Genomic DNA, 19,268 nt, shown 5'->3' on the forward strand with positions numbered 1-19,268 from the left:
TTATCGACAAGACTATTTTCAGAAAGCATACCGTTTTGCGCCGAGGCAACGTTGCTTCTAATAGGAATTGTTCAAATCGCTAATGCTGACTCTGGAGTTATTGGCATTAATGAATTTTCCGTTACCTAAATAAATGCCGACATGCGAAGGACCAGCTTTATACGTCGAAAAAACAAAATCCCCTTTTGAAGGCTCGTTTACAGGCTCCATGATATTCCAATATCCAGCTGCACTCAACCTTGAGACAGATGTAACTTTGTTAAGTACATAATAAATGAAGCCACTGCAATCAAAACCAAATGGATTGTTGCCTCCCCATCTGTATGGAACACCGAGATGTTTTACAGCTTCATCAATCATCCTCTCCACCTTCGCACTCAATGAATTGTTGGTTGAAGAGCTTGGCACTAGGGATGAAGTGCTGCTGCCAGTCAGGGACTTAGATGTTCCGGAAATTCAGCTTTTGTCCAATTTGCAAAATATCTGTCTTTAAATTGATTAGTTTCTCTGATACTTTGTACCGTCATGTTGAACGAATTTGCAATCTTCCAAAACGAATCGCCGGCCTTTACAATATAAGTCGCTGTTTTCGAGCTGCTACCTGAGCTTGGAGACGAACCGGAAGGACAATTTGCTTGCATTCCTTTTACTTTAAGAATTGATTTGGATAAGCCGTATTCGACTTCAAATTGTTCAACGTTTTAATCTCGGCAGCGGTCATATTAACACTATTAGCGATTTTCAATAGCGTATCGCCCAATTCAACTGTGTATGTACTGCTTGAGCTTTTTGAAGTGTTTACTCCTGTACTTGAAGATGACGAATTACTGCTCGTGCCGGAACTTGCATGTTTTTTACTCCCTTTCACCACAAGCCCTTGACCCGGATAAAACATATCACTATTTAAACTATTTAACTTCTTGATCTCTAGATGTTTGTTTTGAAATCTTTGGCGATCAGCTATAGAGAATCTCCAGTTTGACCGTGCAAGTGCTCGCTTTAGAGCTGGACTTTGTGTTGCTGGATTTTGATTTACCGCTATTATTTTTTGGGATTTCCTAGGTTTGTCCAACATAAATAACCGATGATGATAGATTGTTGACTGATTTCAGGACGGAAACACTTGTGTTGTATTCAGCTGAAAGCTTCCAAAGCGAATCTCCTCTTTTCACCTTGATGGTTTGAGCTTCCGCCGGTGCCATAGTCAGCGTGGATACAACTGCCACAGAGACTACCAAATCTGCAGTTATCTTCTTCATAGCCTTTAACCACCTTCCTTGAGAAGGAATTATACATTGTTTTTTCGCCTAAACAATTTTTTGTTTTGACAAAAATCACGAAAAAATGTAGAAGTATTATTTTATTTGTTTAAAGGGGGAGAATTATGTGGAATGAATTCAGAAACTTCGCTATAAAAGAAAATGTCATAGATGTAGTATTGTTGTTATTATTGGTGGTGTATTCGACAAAAGAGTAGCTTTGGTGGTAGTACATATACCTTAAACTAGTAATTCTATCTAACCCGCATTTCATGTTCGACATATATTTTATTCGCATTCTTGATGTCGCTTCTGGCTTGACGTTGAAGTACAAAAAGATGAATTTGGCCAGTTCCATATTGGTGATATCTTATCAATTACAATGGATCAGATGGTAAGAAAACGAAATGGAAGATTCACGATTCTCATTTCACAAAAAAATTGTCGCTGAAGTCACTTTTTGTGACTTTGTCGACAATCTGAAATGAAAGCTATATGTAGTCTATTTTGGCCATACTGAAAAAATGACACTTTTTTCATATGAACCTCACATCTTGAGACAATGAAAAAACCCGTCATGTTATGCTGATCATTATTCAACTATTAAACGAATTAATAGAGTAATTCCTGAATCAAGTCGTTTGCATCATTGAGATGTTGTTTAAAAAAACTTCTAAAGGCAGTATTTTATGGTGCAGAATGGTTTTCATGTCTTTTTCTGCTGCGAAACCATTGCTTTTGAATTTTTATAGGCTTTGACCAATTGGTTCTCAAGAAACTCCATGCAATAAACGTATCGCCAGAAAGATCTCAGGTTTGACTTCATCCGGGTCAGGATAGTCTCTGAGTAAAATCTGGCTTTTTCCGTAGCTGATCTGTTCGTTCATGAACGGTAACTAATTCAAAATTTGAGGCTTTATAAGCACCTTGTTACACTTAAAATAGATACTTCAAAACATACGATCCGAAGAAGGAAAACCCGATGTTAAAGTCAATACTTCATAAAGCTATTTATCCCAAAGTGAAGCATCAAACTTTGAGGAACTCAAACAGATAAAATTACTCTAAGCTCCCTGAACAAAACAGTTAATTCTTTATCTCTTTAAAGTAACAAAAACGGATAACCTGTGAGTGGCATTGAAATTTCGCTCATCGATGTCTTAAAATCGGAAAACGAAGACGTCATCGACACCATCCAGCTCAACATGGAGCTTGAAAAAGTCAAAAAATACATCGACATCCTGGACGGCAGAGAAAAAGAAGTCATCGTCGGCCGCTTCGGCCTTGATTTAAAGAAAGAAAAAACGCAGCGCGAAATCGCGAAGGAGCTCGGGATTTCGCGGAGTTATGTGTCTCGGATTGAAAAGCGGGCGCTGATGAAGATGTTTCATGAGTTTTACCGGGCGGAGAAGGAGAAGCGGAAAAAGGCGAAGGGGAAGTGATGTCGTAGAGGCCGGTCTAAAATTCCGGCTTCTATTTCTTTCACTAGGCACGCAATAGCGGAAGATTATTACTAATAAAAACCTATTATTTCAAGCATTTCAAGTCACTCACTACGTCCATTTACAATGGTTTATATTCATTTTGGGCACAAAATGCGCACTGTTTTCGTCTTCAAGGTGAGTTGGCGTTAGTTATTTAACTCAACACTATTAATAGAATTCAGTTAAACTCCATATTCATACTCTCTTCTCTCTTTATTTTTTGTCTCACTTCATATTTCTTTCAGTTATATCATCATATCAATACTTTCACATCCTGAAACAAAAAATTCCAAAGAAATTGTAATCCTTGGTATTATTAATATGAGAGTCTTAAACTATCACAGGCATAAGCCCACAATAAAGGTTATCGTTTATGGACTTCTTAATTAATAATATTAAGGAGATACTTTAATGATTTCAAAAAAGCGTAATGAAAAAAATCATGACAAAATTGATACAACAATTATTGAACATTTGGCTTGCTTAGAAATCAACAATTTAACACTTCAACCACCATTCCACTTGGTTAGTAACATTACTTGGAATGATAAGGGGATCTCTTTTGATGGTGAGATTCTTGTTTATAACAATAAAAACCTAGTCAAATCAAATGTTGTTGGTGAAGTTCGAGTACAAGTTAAAGGAACTACGACATTTAAAAAAATTCACAAAAGAGACAAAATAAAACACCCTGTAAAGAAAGAAGACATAGAAGTTTATTATAAATTTGGTGTGGGCGTATTTTACTTTGTTGTAACAATAAATCCAACTACACTAAAAAGGCAAGCATATTATCGAATGTTGGCTCCATTCGATTTAAAAATGCTCTTAGTAGAACTTGATAAAAACGGAAAAAAGTCTATTACCCTAGACTTCAAAAAGTTAGATAAGGGCGCTTTAGAACCTCTGTGTAATAGATTTATAAATATCGTAAAAAAACAGCCCCAACAATATATTGAGGTTAGTGAGCAAATGAATTTCACAAGTTATAAAGTGGACATCTCCGATATAAACAATGACTATTCTGATTTATTTGAAAGGACTGCCTATGTTTATGGGTTCACAGCAGACAATATAGGGATACCTATAGACGTAGCCCAATTAACCAAAATACAAAGTGTTAAAACAGAGAGTATACGATTAAATGATGAGGAAGTTAATATTACCTACGAAATAATTGAGACGGAAGATTATCACAAAGTTGTCATAGAAGACACTTTGAGTATTGAATTGCAAAAAGAAAAAATAGCCGGGTCTTTTAAATTAGGTAAATTGAAAACACTAGGTTCATATATGAAGTGTTTGCAAATAATAAACTATTTCATGGTACACGATAAACTCCCATTTCAGTCTTTCCAGTTACAGTTGAGGTTAGACAATAAAAAGAAGTTAGAGACTATTGAAGAAGACATTAAGTCGCACAAAGAGTTAATAGACGTTTGCAGTCAAATTGGAATAAACGAAAATTATGTATTTAATAAAGATGAGAATTTATCGTCGTTATTCAATGGCATAATTAAAGTTTTTAAGAAGAAACAATATAAGTTGCTAAACATCAATAATCAAGAAAAACTAGAAAACATGAGGTTATACGCAATTAATCTTTCTGATTACGTAAGAGTAAGATTAGTTTTCACTGGTGATAACTTCATTAACTTTTACAGTAATGAAGTTTTAACAACACTAGGTGGATTATTACCGAAAACAGATCTTCTTAGAGAACATGATCAAGATGATAAGATTCCTGTCGGTTTACCTGATAATTGGGAGGACTATTATCAACGAGTTAGTATTTATTCAGCTCAAAACGTTGAGGAGATGGCGAAAGATGCTAACTTTGATTTTGAAATAGTTAAATTATCTTTCTCTGATAAACACCATGATATCAAAGCTCACTTAACAATTAATACTTCATTAAACTATATAAATTATTATAATAAATTCCATGATGAGAAATATTTAGACCTTGCTCTTGATCTAAATCAACGACACCTCTCGAAATTTTTAACAGAGGACATCCCAAAGGTCAATATTTACCTAATTAAGCTCATAAAGGGTTATAAACTGTCAGAAGAAGAACAAGCTGATATCTTGGATATACAAGATAGAGCTGAGAGTGCTACGGACAAAACATTAAGTTTCGCATGTGAAGTCTTATTAGAAAGTAAAGTGAAGGCTCAGAGAATATTTAATTCCCTTGAGGCTGAAGACAAAGAAAAACTGATGGAGTTTCCAATCTACCATTTTTATGAAAATTTAAGGTAGTATACTATTTTTCTTATAAAAACTTACTTTAAGTAACTGGAGTAAAAAATAAACGAAAGTATAACAAAAAATACCAAGGGGGAATTAAACCCTTGGTATTCCTATGATGCGGTCGAAAGGACTTGAACCTTCACAGGGTTGCCCCGCTAGTATTAAATATTAGTAAGATTTTTTGCCAATAAACTTCTCAGGGTCTAATCTTTTAAATTGCTAATACAAGCATCAATAACTTCTTCGACTAAACGATTTCTTTTTTTATTTGTCGTAATACCTCTTATCATTTTAAATAAGAAACCACATAGATAAAATATAGCAGCCAAAATATTAAATAATGTCAAAAATGTTGGATTCACGTCTTGAAACTCTATGGGTTTAAAGAGCATTAATGAGTCAAAGTTATTTAACGCGTAAATGATAACAGGACCACAAAAAATTGCAAAAGCTGCCTTTAAAAACGTTTCGCCCTGACTTTCTGCATGAAGAGTCCTAAAGTACGCTTTTAATAGCCTCAATTTTTTCACATCAAAATTAGCATAAACTAACAATCTTCTTGATAATGTATCTAAATTTGTTAACGTATTATTAACTGGAATTTTTGATAGATCAGAAATAAGGTCCTCATCTCTTCCGTAAGGTGAATCTAACCATAAATATAAATTATCTCTTTTAGGTTTAATTGGATAATAAAAAAATACATAAATCGGAATTGCAAAAATCACATAACCAATAAGCATTAAAATATGAACAGAGACAGCAAAATCCCCTGCCATCATGAATACTATTAGTAATAATATTAAAGTTAATAACCCTCCTCCCCATAATACAAAAGACCATCTGATTCCCTTTCTTTTTTTTAACATCTTGAATTCTCCTTAACAATTTGGTTTATCTGATATTTATTGACCTCATTTTCTTAGAACAAAATGATTATTCAGCTTTTAACAACACATTCAGTAAAAAATGCTTAAAAATTGGAATATGCGCCTTTAGACACTGATATACTACCAAAATAATAAGCAAATTAACTAGCAAAATTTCAATGTGAAATCACTCAAGCTTGAATATCAAAAGGTATCAAATAGTTTTTTGCAATATGATCAGAACGAAGATTTGAAATTTCTAACAGTCGATTGCATTCTGCCTCTAGCATTTCAGTATTAAGCTGTGATTCGCAAAGTGAAGATAAAAATGTACGGGCATCTGCAACCAAAGACATAAGCTTTTCATATGTAAGTGCATGTGAGGCTCCTGCTACAGCAGAACGGGTAGCCTGATTCTTTGGATGCACACTGACTCTTACACACTTGTATTCTGGATATTCTTTTGCAAACCACTCAGCAGCTACCAGAAGTTGCCCGTGTTGTTCCTTTGTCAATGCATTTTTTTCTTTTTTTCTGCTCTTTGCTTCAATAACAAATCCAACTCGTTCTGGCAATAGCCAAAGTACATCTGGGCCTTCACCGTCAACATCATGACGCTCAGAGCTAAGTCCTATCATGGAAGCCAAATCGCAAAGAGCTTGTTCAAATCGATTAGCTGTTGCATCTTGATGCAAATTCGCTACAACTTCCTCAAATGACTTTAAATACCCTTGACGCTGTCGATAGCCCCCTATTTTCTGAGCAATTGCTCTTGCTTGCGATGTTGGTACTGATAAAGGCCGATATGGTGTAAGACTTCTTGGCCTAATTAAGTTTCTATTACTGGCAAAGGCTTGACGCTGTAAGTCTAAAGCTCTTTCCTTGTTACCCCATCTATCTGCTATACGAGCCGCTAATTGTTGAAACCATCCACGCATTTGTATATCATGAGCTTGTTTATCGTCATCTACTACTTGTTCAAGTTTAGCAATTGCTTTTTCATGATAACCGTCATTCCAAAGATTTACTGCTTTCCTTTCCACTTTAGCTTGAGTAAGGTAAAAATCATTAGATGCATCTTCATCGACCAGCTCAGCAAGAGTTTCAGCATGATATTCAGTCCATTCTTTATCTCGGTCAATACTTCTTTGAATAGTTTCTACTAAGTCTCTCGCACTCTCTATTTCCTTACTTACTTCTATACCTATATCTAATTGAGCTCTGGTTGCACTAGTAAGAAATTGAAAGTTTGCATCCTTTGCAACCCAAGATGAAATATCACTTCCCACTAATAAAATTACACAATGATCCCCTGCTCCACGAGCTCCTCTGCCTATTCCTTGCTCAATTCTTTGAGCTAACACGCGAGTGATAGTTGTCCCCCCATAAAAGGCACTTGCTTTGAAAAGCTCGTAATTAGAAGTTCCTGATGGTAAACCATTCATAAGTAGTATTCGACAAGAGTCACCAGGCAAATCAATTCCGTCGTACCGATTGGCGAAGACAACAGGACCTCTAATCTTTTCCTCTTGCAATTGTGTAACCAATCTTTCGACTTCTTTTGACCCCTTTGCGACAGTTGCCACTTTGGACCAAACCTTTGCCGCTTCATCCGATGAAACAAGAACAACCGACCCAACTTCTTTTTTATCAGCTGCCCATTTAATAATTCCTTCACTATGCTCCTGTTGGAACTCAAATGACATTAATTCAGGTATAAGAATCATTCGCTCACTTACACCTGCCAAGGATCGAGATTGAAGAGCATTTTTAACAGAATCAGGATTTGCATCAAAAGTTCGAATAATTTCACTATCGTCTGCGATAGTTGCTGACATATAAATTTTCCTGGGTGCTTCATAAAAGGTTGGAAATGCATTTACTAAAGGAAGAATGGGTGTGATTGTAAAAGCATCTTTGCTGACAAGTGCGTGACAGAGATGAAGTTGATCTCTTAACAACGGCCATACTAAACCGTACTTATCCGAATCAGACTTTAGTTGCTCTCTAACCACATCTAATTGTTCATGCCAAGCCCAATAGGGTACTTCTAGAATTGAATAATCAGAACCTGAAACTATATCTTCTAATGTCCCAAGTTTATCAATATCCTTAAAAGATTTTCGAAACAGGTCAACTAGCTCTGAATAACGAGTATAATTATCCTTAGTTTCCACATTAAGAGTAAACGAATCACGAACCACTGAAAAAGCAGCATGTGCATCGTCAAGAATAACTGCGGCTATCTTCTGCGGATTTGCTTCACCTCGAAGACCAAATTTACTTTTTCCATTAAATAATGCCTTATATGTCCCGACCATAATAGCTTTCCCATTAACAAAATCGTTGTTAAGAGGCCCACCTTTTACGTATGGTACAGCAGGAATACCTAATTTATCAGCTTTTTCAAGTGTCTGCTGAACCAGTTGTGTAGTGGGGGTTAAATAGAGAACTGGTTCACCAGTTTCATTTTGGGTAGATTGTGCAATAAGTAAGCCCACTAAAGTCTTACCGCCTCCTGTATGTAACTTAAGTACTATATCCCGCTCATTTCTACGGTCAAACCATTTTTGGAGTATTTCAGTTTGACTTGTATACAAATCATTAATTCCTTCTGGTTTGGGTAATCTTCTGAATATCTCAGTTGGTTCAATTGACTTCGGTTTTGTTTTTTTCGATTTGAGTTTTCTGAAATCTACCATGACATCAACCTCTTTTTTAAATTTTTCAATATTATAATTTTACCATAAGAATATTACATACGCTTCCGGATTTTCCATATCAATATCAATATGAATATAAAGAAAAATCCGAAAATTGTTTTACTAAAATCTAATTTAAACAATACACTTCTTAATTTCAAATTGACCCAAGCCTCCCTTTTGCTCATTCAAAAACAGTATGAGCATGCTGATTTTATAATAATGCGATGTGTACAGCAGTTTTTGATTTTAAATTTTTTTAGAAATGACAGAAAAGCATTAGTGATCTTTTTTAACCTCAAGAAAATTTTAATACTTTAACGCAACAAAAACGGATAACCTGTGAGTGGCATTGAAATCAGCCTCATCGATGTCCTCAAATCGGAAAACGAAGACGTCATCGACACCATCCAGCTCAACATGGAGCTTGAAAAAGTCAAAAAATACATCGACATCCTGGACGGCAGAGAAAAAGAAGTCATCGTCGGCCGCTTCGGCCTTGATTTGAAGAAAGAAAAAACGCAGCGCGAAATCGCGAAAGAGCTCGGGATTTCGCGGAGCTATGTGTCGCGGATTGAGAAACGGGCGCTGATGAAGATGTTTCATGAGTTTTATCGGGCGGAGAAGGAGAAGCGGAAGAAGGCGAAGGGGAAATAATGTCATAGAAGCCGGTCTAAAACTCCGGCTTCTTTTCATTCCATTAGGCCCTCAACATATTAAATCCGTATCATTGGTTATGGAAGCTTGTTTTCACTACAATCCTTATATTCATTTGCCATCATTTCTATACGTTTATATCAATTATGGTTAAAAAATGGTGAGCCAAAACAATATCCGTCCTAACTTTCCCATCTAGATGTAGGGTTCTTTTAATTTTATCGATTTTTAAGTGTAAATGTAGACAAAGGCACTCCGCAAATTCGATAAACACGATTGTACAAATTCCGATGAAATTTAAGCCAGTCCTGATTAGGAGGATTAAAATTGGTCATCACTCGAATAGCATAACCAAAATGACTAAACTTCACATCATCAATAAGATGAAAATCATTCCTTTGATAAAAAGTGATGCGACGAGTCTGAATCGCCAATTCTTCTTCGCTCTTCGCCGTTTCAGGGTCTTCCACTTCTAAAATGAGGCCATTCTCTGCTATTCCATTCAAACGAGCAAGAAGAACACTACCTAATCCAGTCGAACGGTACTCAGGCAAAACTGCAAGAAATAGAACATGTATACAATTCAACTTGGGCACATCTTGATATAGAGCATATCCAAATATGTCAGACCCATTCGTGAGATATACCGGGTGTAAAATACCTTTTTTTATAGCAGAGTTTATGATTCTTGAAGGAAAAGTACCCTTCAAGAAAGAAAAATCCATGTAAACATAGTTGAATAGAGTTTGGAGATTATTAATAGGCACTTTTTGAAGGTAAATATCATTGTGATTCAATACATTACTTTTCATACTTATCCCCTCTCGTATAATGCTTTTGAATAATTTCAAGCATTTCTGTAAATGCCTTAATTTCTTCCTTGCTATAAGTCTGTTCAATTTCTTTCGTGGCAGCTAGTAAGGAATCGTCCATTCTTATATAATCTTTAGCAACTGCAGGACTGACTTTCAAGTAGCTTACACGTTTATCTGTTTTACTAGGTGTTTTGATTACCAAACCTTTAGAGACTAACTCATTAATTTTCACAGTTACAGCTGAACGAGCCACATGGAGTGTATCAGCTAAAAAACTAGCTGTACAATTTTCGTTGTATAGAATCATCTCTAAATATAATAAGCTGTTATAGGTTAGGTTCTTATAGACATTATCTTTATTCATTGCACGGAGATTTTTCAAAGCCCATTCGTAATACGATTTATCTAGTGCATGCATGAGATTCACCAAATCACCCCTAAGTAATTAAGTCAATTTAATTATAATCACTTAACTAAATTTGATCAACTGATACTCCTTATGAGACGACTTCTGTTCTAGACAAAGTTTTATCTAATTAATGATACCAAATACAGAGATTGAATAATGTAAAAGCACAAATAAAAAAGATACCAACACTGCTTGGTATCTTTATCTAGATCGAGTCCCTCATATATGGAAAATGATTTTCTTTCTATATATTAAAATAAAAACTCTTAAATTGGGAAGAATAATCTTCCCAGTCCAAATAAAGTTGTTTTGGGATTGAATAATTATAATATAAAAAACCATACCGAGATGTTTTGGTATGGTTTTCTAAGTTAGACCCTCAACATAGTGAATCCATATCATTGGTTATGAAAGCTTATTCTCATTACACTCGTATATTCACTTTGCACCATTTCTTTACGTTTATATGAATTATGGTTAAAAAATGGAGAGCCTAACGTTCCCAATTCGGCATGCCAGTCTTTTTTCATTTTGCAATTCTTTGTTTTTTCCGATCCTATATTTCAAACGTGGAGGCCCATTCAATCTCTATGTTTGCATAAAGTTACATTCATTTTGTGTGCAAAATAGTCACTGATACTGCATCAAGGATAAACCTGTAGGGATGAAAAACAAAAAAGATACCAATTTAATCTTTGGCATCTTCTCTATTTGATTCCCTTTACAATTGTTAGCATATTTCATCTTACTAATGGAAAATATAAAGTTAACTTAACGAATAAAAGCAAGGTCTTTCTGTGCTAAGGCATCCTCCAACCACCTAGGGTGCATTGGCAGTAGATTTTCTGGTAACTCGTGGATATTAAAATACCTAATTTCTAAAGCCTCCTCTGTGGATTTTTTCAATTCTCCTCCAATCACTTCACATTGAAAACAGTTGGTAATAAAGTGACTGACTCTTCCGTCAGGGTAAATAAATGTCTGTGAGCTTGGATCTGAATAAACTCCAATCATTTTAGAGACTTTAACAGTTAATCCGGTTTCCTCTTTTATTTCTCTTATTATCGCTTGTTCAACTGATTCACCAGGTTCCACATGTCCTGAAGGTATGCCCCATTGACCATTATCAGCACGCTTCATTAATAAAACCGAACTTGATTCTTTGATTATTATTCCAGCGACTCCAGCTTTAACTTGTTCTGTCCATTGATAATCTGGTTTCTCACGTACTTCTATCATAACTTCACTATCGAACAAATACTTCAAATCGCGGATCACAACATCTGGATTTCTAAAGTCATGTTCTACAGGAAATAAAGTATTTTGATCAGAAACTAAGATAGAAGATATACCCATTCGGTTCGCTCCAATAATATCTGTCTCAGGTGAATCTCCAATCATGACGCATCTTTCTCTATCTTCAAAGGACTCAAGTACTTTTTCAAATATTGAAGACTCCGGCTTTCCAATGATGATGGGCTCTTTATCTGCTCCCGTTTTAACAGCCTCAACTATGGCACCTGTAGCTGGAGCTGGTCCTTTAGCGGTGGGAAATGTTTTATCCCCATTTGTAGCAATAAATGAAGCCCCACTGCGGATGAGATTTACCGCCTTATGTATATCTTGAAAAGTAATATTGTGATCCCATCCAATGACAACAGCCTCTGCTAGGTCTTCTTCAAGATCAATACCAGCTTTTTGAATCTCGCTTTTAAGTTCATCATTTCCTAATATATATGCTCTCTTTATTCCAGCCTTAACAAGGTAATTAGCTGTTGCCCACCCCGAAGTAATCACTTCATCAATACTTGCTGAAAAACCGAGTTTATGAAGCCTTTTAACAATCGTTTCTCTTGTAACACAGGGATCATTCGTTAAAAAACGAATGGATTTCTTTTCTTCACGGAGGCGTTTTAAAGAAGAAACAGCTTCTGGTAAAGCTTTGTCTCCTATATAAATTACTCCGTCTAAATCGAATAAAAATACATCATATTTCTTATAGATCATCGTAACACTCCTTAAGTAGTTGTCTCTTGATTAATAATTGAGCGATACGCGAAATGATTTGTAGGCCCTTGTCCCTTCCCAATCCCTATAGGATGTTTAATGGCTGCTGAAATAAATTCTTTTCCAGTTGCTACTGATTCTGGTATACTGTGCTGCTTTGCTAGCTCTGCAGTGATGACAGCAGAAAAAGTACAGCCTGTCCCATGGGTATGTTTTGTATCAAAGCGAGGGGAAACAAATTCCTCGAAGGCCTCATCAAAATACATAATATCACGAGCTTCTCCGTTCATATGCCCCCCTTTTACGACAGCACTCTTTGCCCCGTATACTTCCACAATTTCTTTAGCAGCATCACGCATCTGCTGTATCGTTTTTATTGATTTGCCGATGATTACTTCCGCTTCTGGAATATTTGGTGTAATAACAGTTGTTTGAGGTATTAATAATTTTTTCAAATGATTAACGGCATCCTTATGAAGCAGATGATGTCCGCTTTTAGCAACCATAACTGGGTCCATCACATACGATTGGATATTAGCCGCTTTTAATTTTTCAGCTATTAGTTCAATAATTTCCACACTTGCAAGCATACCGGTTTTTACAGCATCCGGTTTTATGTCTCCAATGACACAGTCTATTTGCTGAGATATATTATTCAGAGATACCTCCTCAAAACTTTTCACACCAAGTGTGTTTTGAGCAACAACTGATGTAATAACAGCCATTCCATATACTTGCTGCTCCTGAAAGGTTTTTAGGTCTGCATGAATTCCTGCTCCCCCGGTTGGATCTGTTCCAGCAATCGAAAGTGCTTTGTAGATATCCGTCAACTTATACTCCTCCTTTAGGTAGGTTTAACCGCTTCAAAAATGATAAAAGGTGGATATTCCTTTTCGCTTTTCCAATTATTAAATTTAAATTTTTGTTCGATAGCCTTTAACTGCTCTCCGTCAATTTCCTTTAACGTTGGTTCTAGTAAAGTTACACTTTCAAAACCTGCACTAGATAAAAGCTTATAGTACATTGACTTCGGCCAATGAAAGTCATTTAAAATTAAATCCGCTTGTTCAGGAACATGAAGCCACTCATTTCTTTCTTCTCCATAAGAATATTCTTTCCCCGGTATTCCGTTGCGAAAGGTTGAAAATTCTATTCCAGTTGAATCAGGGTTGGTATCGAGTATAACAAAAGAAGCACCCGGTTTTAACACACGAAAAATTTCATCCATGATTCTTTTGATACGTTGATCACTCTCTGTATTAATAAAGACGTAACAGGCCATAGCAGCATCAACTGAATGATCTGGTAAGAAGGAAAGATTATCATGTTCAATTAAATGATAGTCAACATGTGGATGCTTTCTTTTTGTCTTTGCTATATCTAACATTTTACTTGATTCATCTACTGCGATTACATTGCAATCTATTCTTTCAGCTAACCTATATGCTACCTTTCCGGGACCACAGCCAAAATCGAGCACCTTTTTAATATCCGCTTTATCAAATTTACGAAAAACATACTCAAAACCTAATGTTTGTTCTAAAACGTCGTTATAAGCATCGAATTTACCAGCAACACTGTCTTCTTTCCAAGAAGTTTTCATTAAATTCCCCCCTTTTGTTTAGTTGAGAAGTAATTAAACCACTTATTTCTAACAAAAAATTGATAAATAGGAAGTAACCCTTGAAATAGAGAATGATCCATATCTCGTTTATAAGCAATATGCTGATATATACTGAAAAGTAAAAGAATCTGTTTCCAATATTCAGGTAAGTCTAGAGTTTCAATATCCTGCTTTGACATTGAAATTTGATCTTTTCTAAGCAAAACCTCATATTCTAAAACTGTTTCGATGAAGGCCCAATTATTCCCGGCAGGCATTTTAGGAAATTCAAAAGCCGCGATATCATTATGGGTTTTAGCTTCCTCAAGTACTGTTTTTGCCCATTCGTTGTCCGATTCGTAAATATGAATAGAACCAACATTATGGAAATATTCCCCGACTTCTAAACGAAGTTCTCTCGCCATTAATTCTTGCATAAATGTAAAAGAGAACAGATCACTAATCATTCCTCGAAATGCATCATTTGCACGCATGACGGAAGACATGTATAACTTGTTTTCTCTTATGAAAAATTGCAAACCGATTGTACAAGAAACATCAATGTTTCCTGAAACGAAGAGTTCCGAGGCATCAAATATTTGAATAAAAGCCCTTTTTGAATCAACGTCTTCTTGTGTCAAAAGATTTTTTATTCTATTCCATTGATTTAATTTTGCGTTTCCAAATTCAAATATTTTAGGCCCATACGCAGTACCTGTTAATGTTTTTTTATTCATTGAATATAAAGGCATTTTTTTATTGTAATAACTAATAAAATCTAAGTTGTTATTCCCCGATAAATACCATAAAACTTCAGCAAAATTAAACACGATATTTGTTTTTCTAGAGGGTAAGTAAGTGACACGTTCTATTGGATTTTCAAGGGTCAGATGATAGTTCAATTTTTCTTTGCTTTTTTGTCCACGCGGTGAATTCAAAAATTCAGGGTTGTAATAGATGTCATACAGGGTTTCCATATATGCTTCATGAAAAGTTTTCTTTCTCATTTAGATTCCACCCTTTATTTTATAAGGATACTTTTAATCTTCTTTAATAAATCATCGGTATCTTTAAAATTAATGTATTCAACATCAGCTACTACATTTAACCCTTGGATTAAGAATGCATAATCCCTATCATTTTCTAGTAATAACACTATCTTTTTTTTCAAGGCAGAAGCCCATCCAATTTCTATATGAGTTCCAGGAGAAGCCGGTGAGCCAGGAAAAGCTACAAAAAGGTCGCAAGTGCTTATTTCATCAAAATCAATTTTAGTGCATTGTTGGGGTGTCATGAAATCTTTCCCCCATCCTTCTCGCTTATGGGCATTATGAACTAACCATCCTTCATTTTCAAAAAAAGAAATTAACGACTCTAACTTTCCCCTTTCATGTAAACTCATCAATCCGGTATTCTCATCTACTAAACTTTTAAAAGGCCCTGCTAAAAAAACTTTTTTAGTTGTCACTTTAATATCATCCTTTCAAATAAATAAAGCCACTTTCATATGGAAAGTGGCTTAAATATAGATAAGATAAAAAAATCTCTCTAATTTTTTCACTTCCCTACGTTGGTGTTAACCAAATCAGGTTCAAAGGGTCAGGACTTATGTCTCTTCTCAGCTTCTAAAAGCTCCCCCAGTGGATAAAATATAAATATTTACTTTAATTCTAAACTATTCCATACCACTTGTCAAACAATGATAGGATTAACGTTGAACCCTACGTATCAACCGACAAAAGTTTTTTTGAAAGTTAACCATGAGTTGCATTTGATGGCATGTCATGGCTACGCCTAGAGAGATTCTCTAATGTAGTAGCAAAAAATGCCGATATAGTTCGCTATTTTTTAATTAGTTTTAGTTTCCCATCAAGTAAAAGGATATTACCTAATAAAATTAACCGATAACAGTAAGCTCCCTAAAAAACAAGTTAATTGTTTATCTCTTTAACGCAACAAAAACGGATAACCTGTGAGTGGCATTGAAATCAGCCTCATCGATGTCCTCAAATCGGAAAACGAAGACGTCATCGACACCATCCAGCTCAACATGGAGCTTGAAAAAGTCAAAAAATACATCGACATCCTCGACGGCAGAGAAAAAGAAGTCATCGTCGGCCGCTTCGGCCTTGATTTGAAGAAAGAAAAAACGCAGCGCGAGATCGCGAAAGAGCTCGGGATTTCGCGGAGCTATGTGTCGCGGATCGAAAAACGGGCATTGATGAAGATGTTTCATGAGTTTTACCGGGCGGAGAAGGAGAAACGAAAAAAAGCGAAGGGGAAATAACGCTGTAGAAGCCGGCCAAAATTCCGGCTTCTATTTCTTTCACTAGGTCCTCAAAAAGGTGGAAATTTATGAAAATTATATTCCCCCAGTATTACAAGCGCTCCATTTTTTAAGTCCTCACCAAAATATATCGTCCTCTATGAGGTTTTCTTATCTCTGGATTTTTTTCTTTAATTGATCCATAAATACCGTCATATTAGAGATTTGTCTACCAGTTTTCTTTTCAATCTTCTTTTGCAGATTGATACTTCTAATTGGCTTTTCCTGCTGCTTTAATATATTTAATGCTGTTTCATGTAAGGTCTCTGATTCAACTCTGCGCGGTCGCCTTTTTTTCTCACCTGCCTTATTGATTGGGTGTTCGATGCGTTTTAATGTTACATTTTTTTGTTGCATTTCTTTACATCATTTGCTGTTAGTTCAACGACCTCAAATAAAGATGGATTCTTCTTCCCTTTACTCAGGTCGTTCTAATTCTCTTAAACGTGCATAGATCTTCTCTCGTACTGATCAGAACGAGAGAAGTATTGACATTTCAAGTTTATCTAATTCTACTAACCTCATACGCAAAGCTTCTCTTTGATCAGGCATCTTCCTAACGACTGTGCATACGGATCATTCTCTACTTGTTTATAAATTTGTTCACGGTATTGTTCATAGATTTGAGACTCGTCAATTTTCTTTTTCACCATTCCCCGCCCCTTTGCTTTTCATAAATCCAAATCAGTATGATCAAAAAACCAATTGTACCAAAATCATATATACAACGGTTCCTCCCGCTATGGAGAGGAGCATATTTTTCTTCCAGAAGTGAAGCAGTGCAACTACACCTACTGCAATAAGCTCAGGGAACCCGTGACTGCCAGAAAGCAGGCTCACATCCTTAAAACAATAGATCACCAAAAGTCCTAACACTGCCGATGGCAGTACTTTACCGAGATACTGCACATACTTCGGTGTTGGTTTACCCGATGGGAAAACCATAAATGGAAGAAACCTTGTCAGCATTGTGCCTATCACGACTATGGCAATCGTGATGATTTGCTGCGTTACACTCATTGTCATCGGGCAACCTCAACTTTCTCCAATGGTTTTCTCAAAGCGGTAAGCGTCACCAAAATAGCAAGCATCGCAGGAATAATGAAGTTGCTTCCGCCAAAAATCATAAGGCTGACTGCTGAAAGTCCAAGTCCTGCAAGATTGCTGAAGTGCCGTTTCTCTTTGATCCACTGTTCAATGAAAATCACAACAAAAAGAGCCGTCATCACAAAATCGAGCCCTTCTGTGTTGAACTTGACAAGAGAGCCAAAAATGCCGCCAATCGCTGCCCCTATCACCCAATAAGAATGATTAAGCAGTGTTACAAAGAACATAAACCAGCCCTTGTCCACATTCTTCGGAATATCAACTGTACAATTGATAGAAAAAGACTCATCACACATCCCGTAAATCAGATAAAACTTTTTCTTCCCGGTTCCCCTATACTTATCCAGCATAGAAATGCCATAAAACAAATGGCGTGCGTTCACCATTAACGTTAAAAAAAGAGCATTCATCGGGTTGAACGCCACAAGCAAAAAATTGGCTGCGACAAACTCCATTGACCCTGCAAAAATGGCAAAGCTCATGATGATTGGATAAATAGCGCTGAACCCTAATGAATTCATATAGATCCCATAGGCAATCCCCAAAAATACAAAACCCGCCAAAATAGGAACCGTATGCGGAAAAGCCGCACGAAATGCAGCCCATATTTGAATTCTTTTATTCACTTGATTGTATGTCCTAAGAGAATTTAAATTTAACGAATCCTTGTTCTCATTCAAATCCATAACCTCCTAAACTTCGTCAATTGGCACACTGACCGTCCTTTTTTCTGTACTCATAACCATGCTTGTATCAACTTCACTGATTGCCGGATTCTGCATTAATGAATCAATGATAAAGTTTCGATAACTCTCCATGTCCTTTGCTACAATCTTAAGCATGTAGTCATGGCTTCCTGTCAGTGTGTAGCACTCTTGAGCCTGTGGATATTTGTTTATATCCTCTAAAAATGAATGAATGGTTTCCCTATTCAGGGGTGATAAATTGATGAGTGCTAATGCTGTGACTTCAATCCCCAATTTTTTCTCATCAACAATCGTCGTAAACTTTTTAATCATACCAGTTTCTACTAGGTTTTTTGTTCTTGCAAGACATGCCGATGGTGAAAGCCCAATTTTCTTTGATAAATTTAGATTTGATATGGAATCATCTTCCTGAAATTCTCTTAATATTGCCTTGTCATAATCGTCAAAAATAATCGCCATATCGAACCTCCAATTAATATCTTATATATTGTTTAATCGATATGTTAACGTATTTTATGCCGGTAATCAGTATGTATAACTATATAAAATTTATAAAAAACAATAATACAGAGAATAAAATTTATTTATGTCTCCTGTTGGACCAGTTGGTGCAGGTTGGTCCTATTGCTTCAGATGCCCCTATTACATTAAGTAAATCTACTAAAATATCTGCAGTTTTTTCTTTCGGAAAATTATTGATTAAAATAAATGCTTTTGTTGTGCCTGGGAAAGTCGTAGTTGTCGTCTGATAAATTTCAAGCTATGTCCATTTCCTTCAGCGGTATACGATTTGTAAGTACAATAACAAAAAGACCATATCCAAGAAAGTGAAAATGACGACCAAGATAAGTAACCCGTATCGTAACAGAGGGGCCGAGAGAAATCCTGTTTTCGCTAGTTCTACAAGAAATTCTCCCCCTTCTCCTGCATTAGTCGGAACAAAGTGATCTAGTATCTACTGGTGATTTACCTTAATCTTTATTTGAGCAAAAACAGAAGCTCTTGCGCAGCCTTCGTCATATACTCCAACTTAGCGACTTATACGTACAATAGAGATCTTCAATATG

At 35.9% G+C, this 19,268-nt stretch carries 16 protein-coding genes, 4 pseudogenes and 1 riboswitch; of the genes and pseudogenes, 4 read left to right on the plus strand and 16 right to left on the minus strand.

The window, feature by feature from the left end:
• Positions 1-57: 57 nt before the first annotated feature.
• Positions 58-1,055, minus strand: a pseudogene (locus tag P3X63_RS14285) (C40 family peptidase).
• 3 nt (positions 1,056-1,058) lie between these two features.
• Positions 1,059-1,259, minus strand: coding sequence for a LysM peptidoglycan-binding domain-containing protein (locus tag P3X63_RS22900; protein ID WP_481748555.1), 201 nt, complete (start codon positions 1,257-1,259; stop codon positions 1,059-1,061).
• 1,133 nt (positions 1,260-2,392) lie between these two features.
• On the opposite strand from P3X63_RS22900, the pseudogene P3X63_RS14290 reads away from it, so the two are divergent.
• A pseudogene (locus P3X63_RS14290) lies at positions 2,393-2,701 on the plus strand (sigma-70 family RNA polymerase sigma factor); the annotation flags it as partial.
• A gap of 453 nt (positions 2,702-3,154) precedes the next feature.
• Positions 3,155-5,008 carry a DUF4365 domain-containing protein gene (locus P3X63_RS14295; protein WP_277691149.1) on the plus strand — a complete coding sequence of 618 codons (1,854 nt, stop codon included), beginning with the start codon at positions 3,155-3,157 and terminating at the stop codon, positions 5,006-5,008.
• 194 nt (positions 5,009-5,202) lie between these two features.
• Here the strand turns inward: P3X63_RS14295 and P3X63_RS14300 are convergent, their stop codons facing one another.
• Together P3X63_RS14300 and P3X63_RS14305 are read right to left on the minus strand one after the other, a co-directional pair.
• Positions 5,203-5,868 (minus strand): hypothetical protein, encoded by a 666-nt coding sequence (locus P3X63_RS14300; RefSeq protein WP_105953565.1) that lies wholly within the window; start codon positions 5,866-5,868, stop codon positions 5,203-5,205.
• A 191-nt stretch (positions 5,869-6,059) separates the two neighbouring features.
• A complete protein-coding gene (locus tag P3X63_RS14305; RefSeq protein ID WP_105953564.1) occupies positions 6,060-8,570 on the minus strand; it encodes a DEAD/DEAH box helicase in 2,511 nt (836 codons plus the stop codon).
• 348 nt (positions 8,571-8,918) lie between these two features.
• Between P3X63_RS14305 and P3X63_RS14310 the strand changes: the two are divergent.
• A pseudogene (locus tag P3X63_RS14310) lies at positions 8,919-9,227 on the plus strand (sigma-70 family RNA polymerase sigma factor); the annotation flags it as partial.
• A 218-nt stretch (positions 9,228-9,445) separates the two neighbouring features.
• Here the strand turns inward: P3X63_RS14310 and P3X63_RS14315 are convergent.
• From P3X63_RS14315 to P3X63_RS14345, 7 genes are all read right to left on the minus strand, one after another.
• Positions 9,446-10,039 (minus strand): GNAT family N-acetyltransferase, encoded by a 594-nt coding sequence (locus P3X63_RS14315; protein ID WP_277691154.1) that lies wholly within the window; start codon positions 10,037-10,039, stop codon positions 9,446-9,448.
• Positions 10,029-10,460 carry a MarR family winged helix-turn-helix transcriptional regulator gene (locus P3X63_RS14320; protein WP_256860473.1) on the minus strand — a complete coding sequence of 144 codons (432 nt, stop codon included), beginning with the start codon at positions 10,458-10,460 and terminating at the stop codon, positions 10,029-10,031. The genes P3X63_RS14315 and P3X63_RS14320 overlap by 11 nt, the downstream gene beginning before the upstream one ends.
• Before the next feature lie 762 nt (positions 10,461-11,222).
• Positions 11,223-12,458: an HAD-IIA family hydrolase gene (locus tag P3X63_RS14325; protein ID WP_277691156.1), complete on the minus strand. Its 1,236-nt coding sequence runs from the start codon at positions 12,456-12,458 to the stop codon at positions 11,223-11,225.
• Positions 12,459-12,469: 11 nt separating this feature from the next.
• On the minus strand, positions 12,470-13,288 hold the full coding sequence (gene thiD, locus P3X63_RS14330; RefSeq protein ID WP_077736391.1) for a bifunctional hydroxymethylpyrimidine kinase/phosphomethylpyrimidine kinase: 819 nt from the start codon (positions 13,286-13,288) through the stop codon (positions 12,470-12,472).
• Between the two features lie 14 nt (positions 13,289-13,302).
• Positions 13,303-14,061 (minus strand): class I SAM-dependent methyltransferase, encoded by a 759-nt coding sequence (locus P3X63_RS14335; protein ID WP_277691159.1) that lies wholly within the window; start codon positions 14,059-14,061, stop codon positions 13,303-13,305.
• Positions 14,061-15,068, minus strand: coding sequence for a thymidylate synthase (locus tag P3X63_RS14340; protein ID WP_277691162.1), 1,008 nt, complete (start codon positions 15,066-15,068; stop codon positions 14,061-14,063). Before P3X63_RS14340 ends, P3X63_RS14335 begins: the two co-directional genes overlap by 1 nt.
• 14 nt (positions 15,069-15,082) lie before the next feature.
• On the minus strand, positions 15,083-15,529 hold the full coding sequence (locus P3X63_RS14345; RefSeq protein WP_242792879.1) for a nucleoside 2-deoxyribosyltransferase: 447 nt from the start codon (positions 15,527-15,529) through the stop codon (positions 15,083-15,085).
• A 77-nt stretch (positions 15,530-15,606) separates the two neighbouring features.
• A riboswitch (TPP riboswitch) is annotated at positions 15,607-15,710 on the minus strand.
• A gap of 329 nt (positions 15,711-16,039) precedes the next feature.
• On the opposite strand from P3X63_RS14345, the pseudogene P3X63_RS14350 reads away from it, so the two are divergent.
• Positions 16,040-16,348 (plus strand): annotated as a pseudogene (locus tag P3X63_RS14350) (sigma-70 family RNA polymerase sigma factor); the annotation flags it as partial.
• A 150-nt stretch (positions 16,349-16,498) separates the two neighbouring features.
• Here the strand turns inward: P3X63_RS14350 and P3X63_RS14355 are convergent.
• The 5 genes from P3X63_RS14355 to P3X63_RS14375 all read right to left on the minus strand — a co-directional run bounded on the left by P3X63_RS14355 (position 16,499) and on the right by P3X63_RS14375 (position 18,660).
• Positions 16,499-16,744, minus strand: coding sequence for a Rok-like winged helix domain-containing protein (locus tag P3X63_RS14355; protein WP_277691166.1), 246 nt, complete (start codon positions 16,742-16,744; stop codon positions 16,499-16,501).
• A 164-nt stretch (positions 16,745-16,908) separates the two neighbouring features.
• Positions 16,909-17,040 carry a hypothetical protein gene (locus P3X63_RS14360; RefSeq protein WP_256860378.1) on the minus strand — a complete coding sequence of 44 codons (132 nt, stop codon included), beginning with the start codon at positions 17,038-17,040 and terminating at the stop codon, positions 16,909-16,911.
• Positions 17,041-17,080: 40 nt separating this feature from the next.
• The gene (locus tag P3X63_RS14365) at positions 17,081-17,413 is read right to left on the minus strand and encodes a branched-chain amino acid transporter permease (RefSeq protein WP_076762672.1); all 333 of its coding nucleotides are present in this window, start codon (positions 17,411-17,413) and stop codon (positions 17,081-17,083) included.
• On the minus strand, positions 17,410-18,174 hold the full coding sequence (gene azlC, locus P3X63_RS14370) for an azaleucine resistance protein AzlC (protein WP_077736388.1): 765 nt from the start codon (positions 18,172-18,174) through the stop codon (positions 17,410-17,412). Before azlC ends, P3X63_RS14365 begins: the two co-directional genes overlap by 4 nt.
• Before the next feature lie 12 nt (positions 18,175-18,186).
• Positions 18,187-18,660, minus strand: a complete 474-nt coding sequence (locus P3X63_RS14375) for an Lrp/AsnC family transcriptional regulator (RefSeq protein ID WP_277691169.1) — start codon at positions 18,658-18,660, stop codon at positions 18,187-18,189.
• Positions 18,661-19,268 lie beyond the last annotated feature (608 nt).

It is taken from the genome of Bacillus sp. HSf4, from assembly GCF_029537375.1.
Lineage (GTDB): Bacteria > Bacillota > Bacilli > Bacillales > Bacillaceae > Bacillus > Bacillus sonorensis_A.

What these genes read in the sequence shown, in the direction of transcription:
- P3X63_RS14320 (WP_256860473.1), bottom strand. Translation starts at nt 10,460, where the DNA reads ATGCATGCACTAGATAAATCGTATTACGAATGGGCTTTGAAAAATCTC.
- P3X63_RS14315 (WP_277691154.1), bottom strand. Translation starts at nt 10,039, where the DNA reads ATGAAAAGTAATGTATTGAATCACAATGATATTTACCTTCAAAAAGTG.
- P3X63_RS14300 (WP_105953565.1), bottom strand. Translation starts at nt 5,868, where the DNA reads ATGTTAAAAAAAAGAAAGGGAATCAGATGGTCTTTTGTATTATGGGGA.
- P3X63_RS14355 (WP_277691166.1), bottom strand. Translation starts at nt 16,744, where the DNA reads ATGCAACAAAAAAATGTAACATTAAAACGCATCGAACACCCAATCAAT.
- P3X63_RS14305 (WP_105953564.1), bottom strand. Translation starts at nt 8,570, where the DNA reads ATGGTAGATTTCAGAAAACTCAAATCGAAAAAAACAAAACCGAAGTCA.
- P3X63_RS14335 (WP_277691159.1), bottom strand. Translation starts at nt 14,061, where the DNA reads ATGAAAACTTCTTGGAAAGAAGACAGTGTTGCTGGTAAATTCGATGCT.
- P3X63_RS22900 (WP_481748555.1), bottom strand. Translation starts at nt 1,259, where the DNA reads ATGAAGAAGATAACTGCAGATTTGGTAGTCTCTGTGGCAGTTGTATCC.
- P3X63_RS14340 (WP_277691162.1), bottom strand. Translation starts at nt 15,068, where the DNA reads ATGAGAAAGAAAACTTTTCATGAAGCATATATGGAAACCCTGTATGAC.
- P3X63_RS14295 (WP_277691149.1), top strand. Translation starts at nt 3,155, where the DNA reads ATGATTTCAAAAAAGCGTAATGAAAAAAATCATGACAAAATTGATACA.
- P3X63_RS14375 (WP_277691169.1), bottom strand. Translation starts at nt 18,660, where the DNA reads ATGGCGATTATTTTTGACGATTATGACAAGGCAATATTAAGAGAATTT.
- P3X63_RS14325 (WP_277691156.1), bottom strand. Translation starts at nt 12,458, where the DNA reads ATGATCTATAAGAAATATGATGTATTTTTATTCGATTTAGACGGAGTA.
- P3X63_RS14365 (WP_076762672.1), bottom strand. Translation starts at nt 17,413, where the DNA reads ATGACAATGAGTGTAACGCAGCAAATCATCACGATTGCCATAGTCGTG.
- P3X63_RS14360 (WP_256860378.1), bottom strand. Translation starts at nt 17,040, where the DNA reads ATGGTGAAAAAGAAAATTGACGAGTCTCAAATCTATGAACAATACCGT.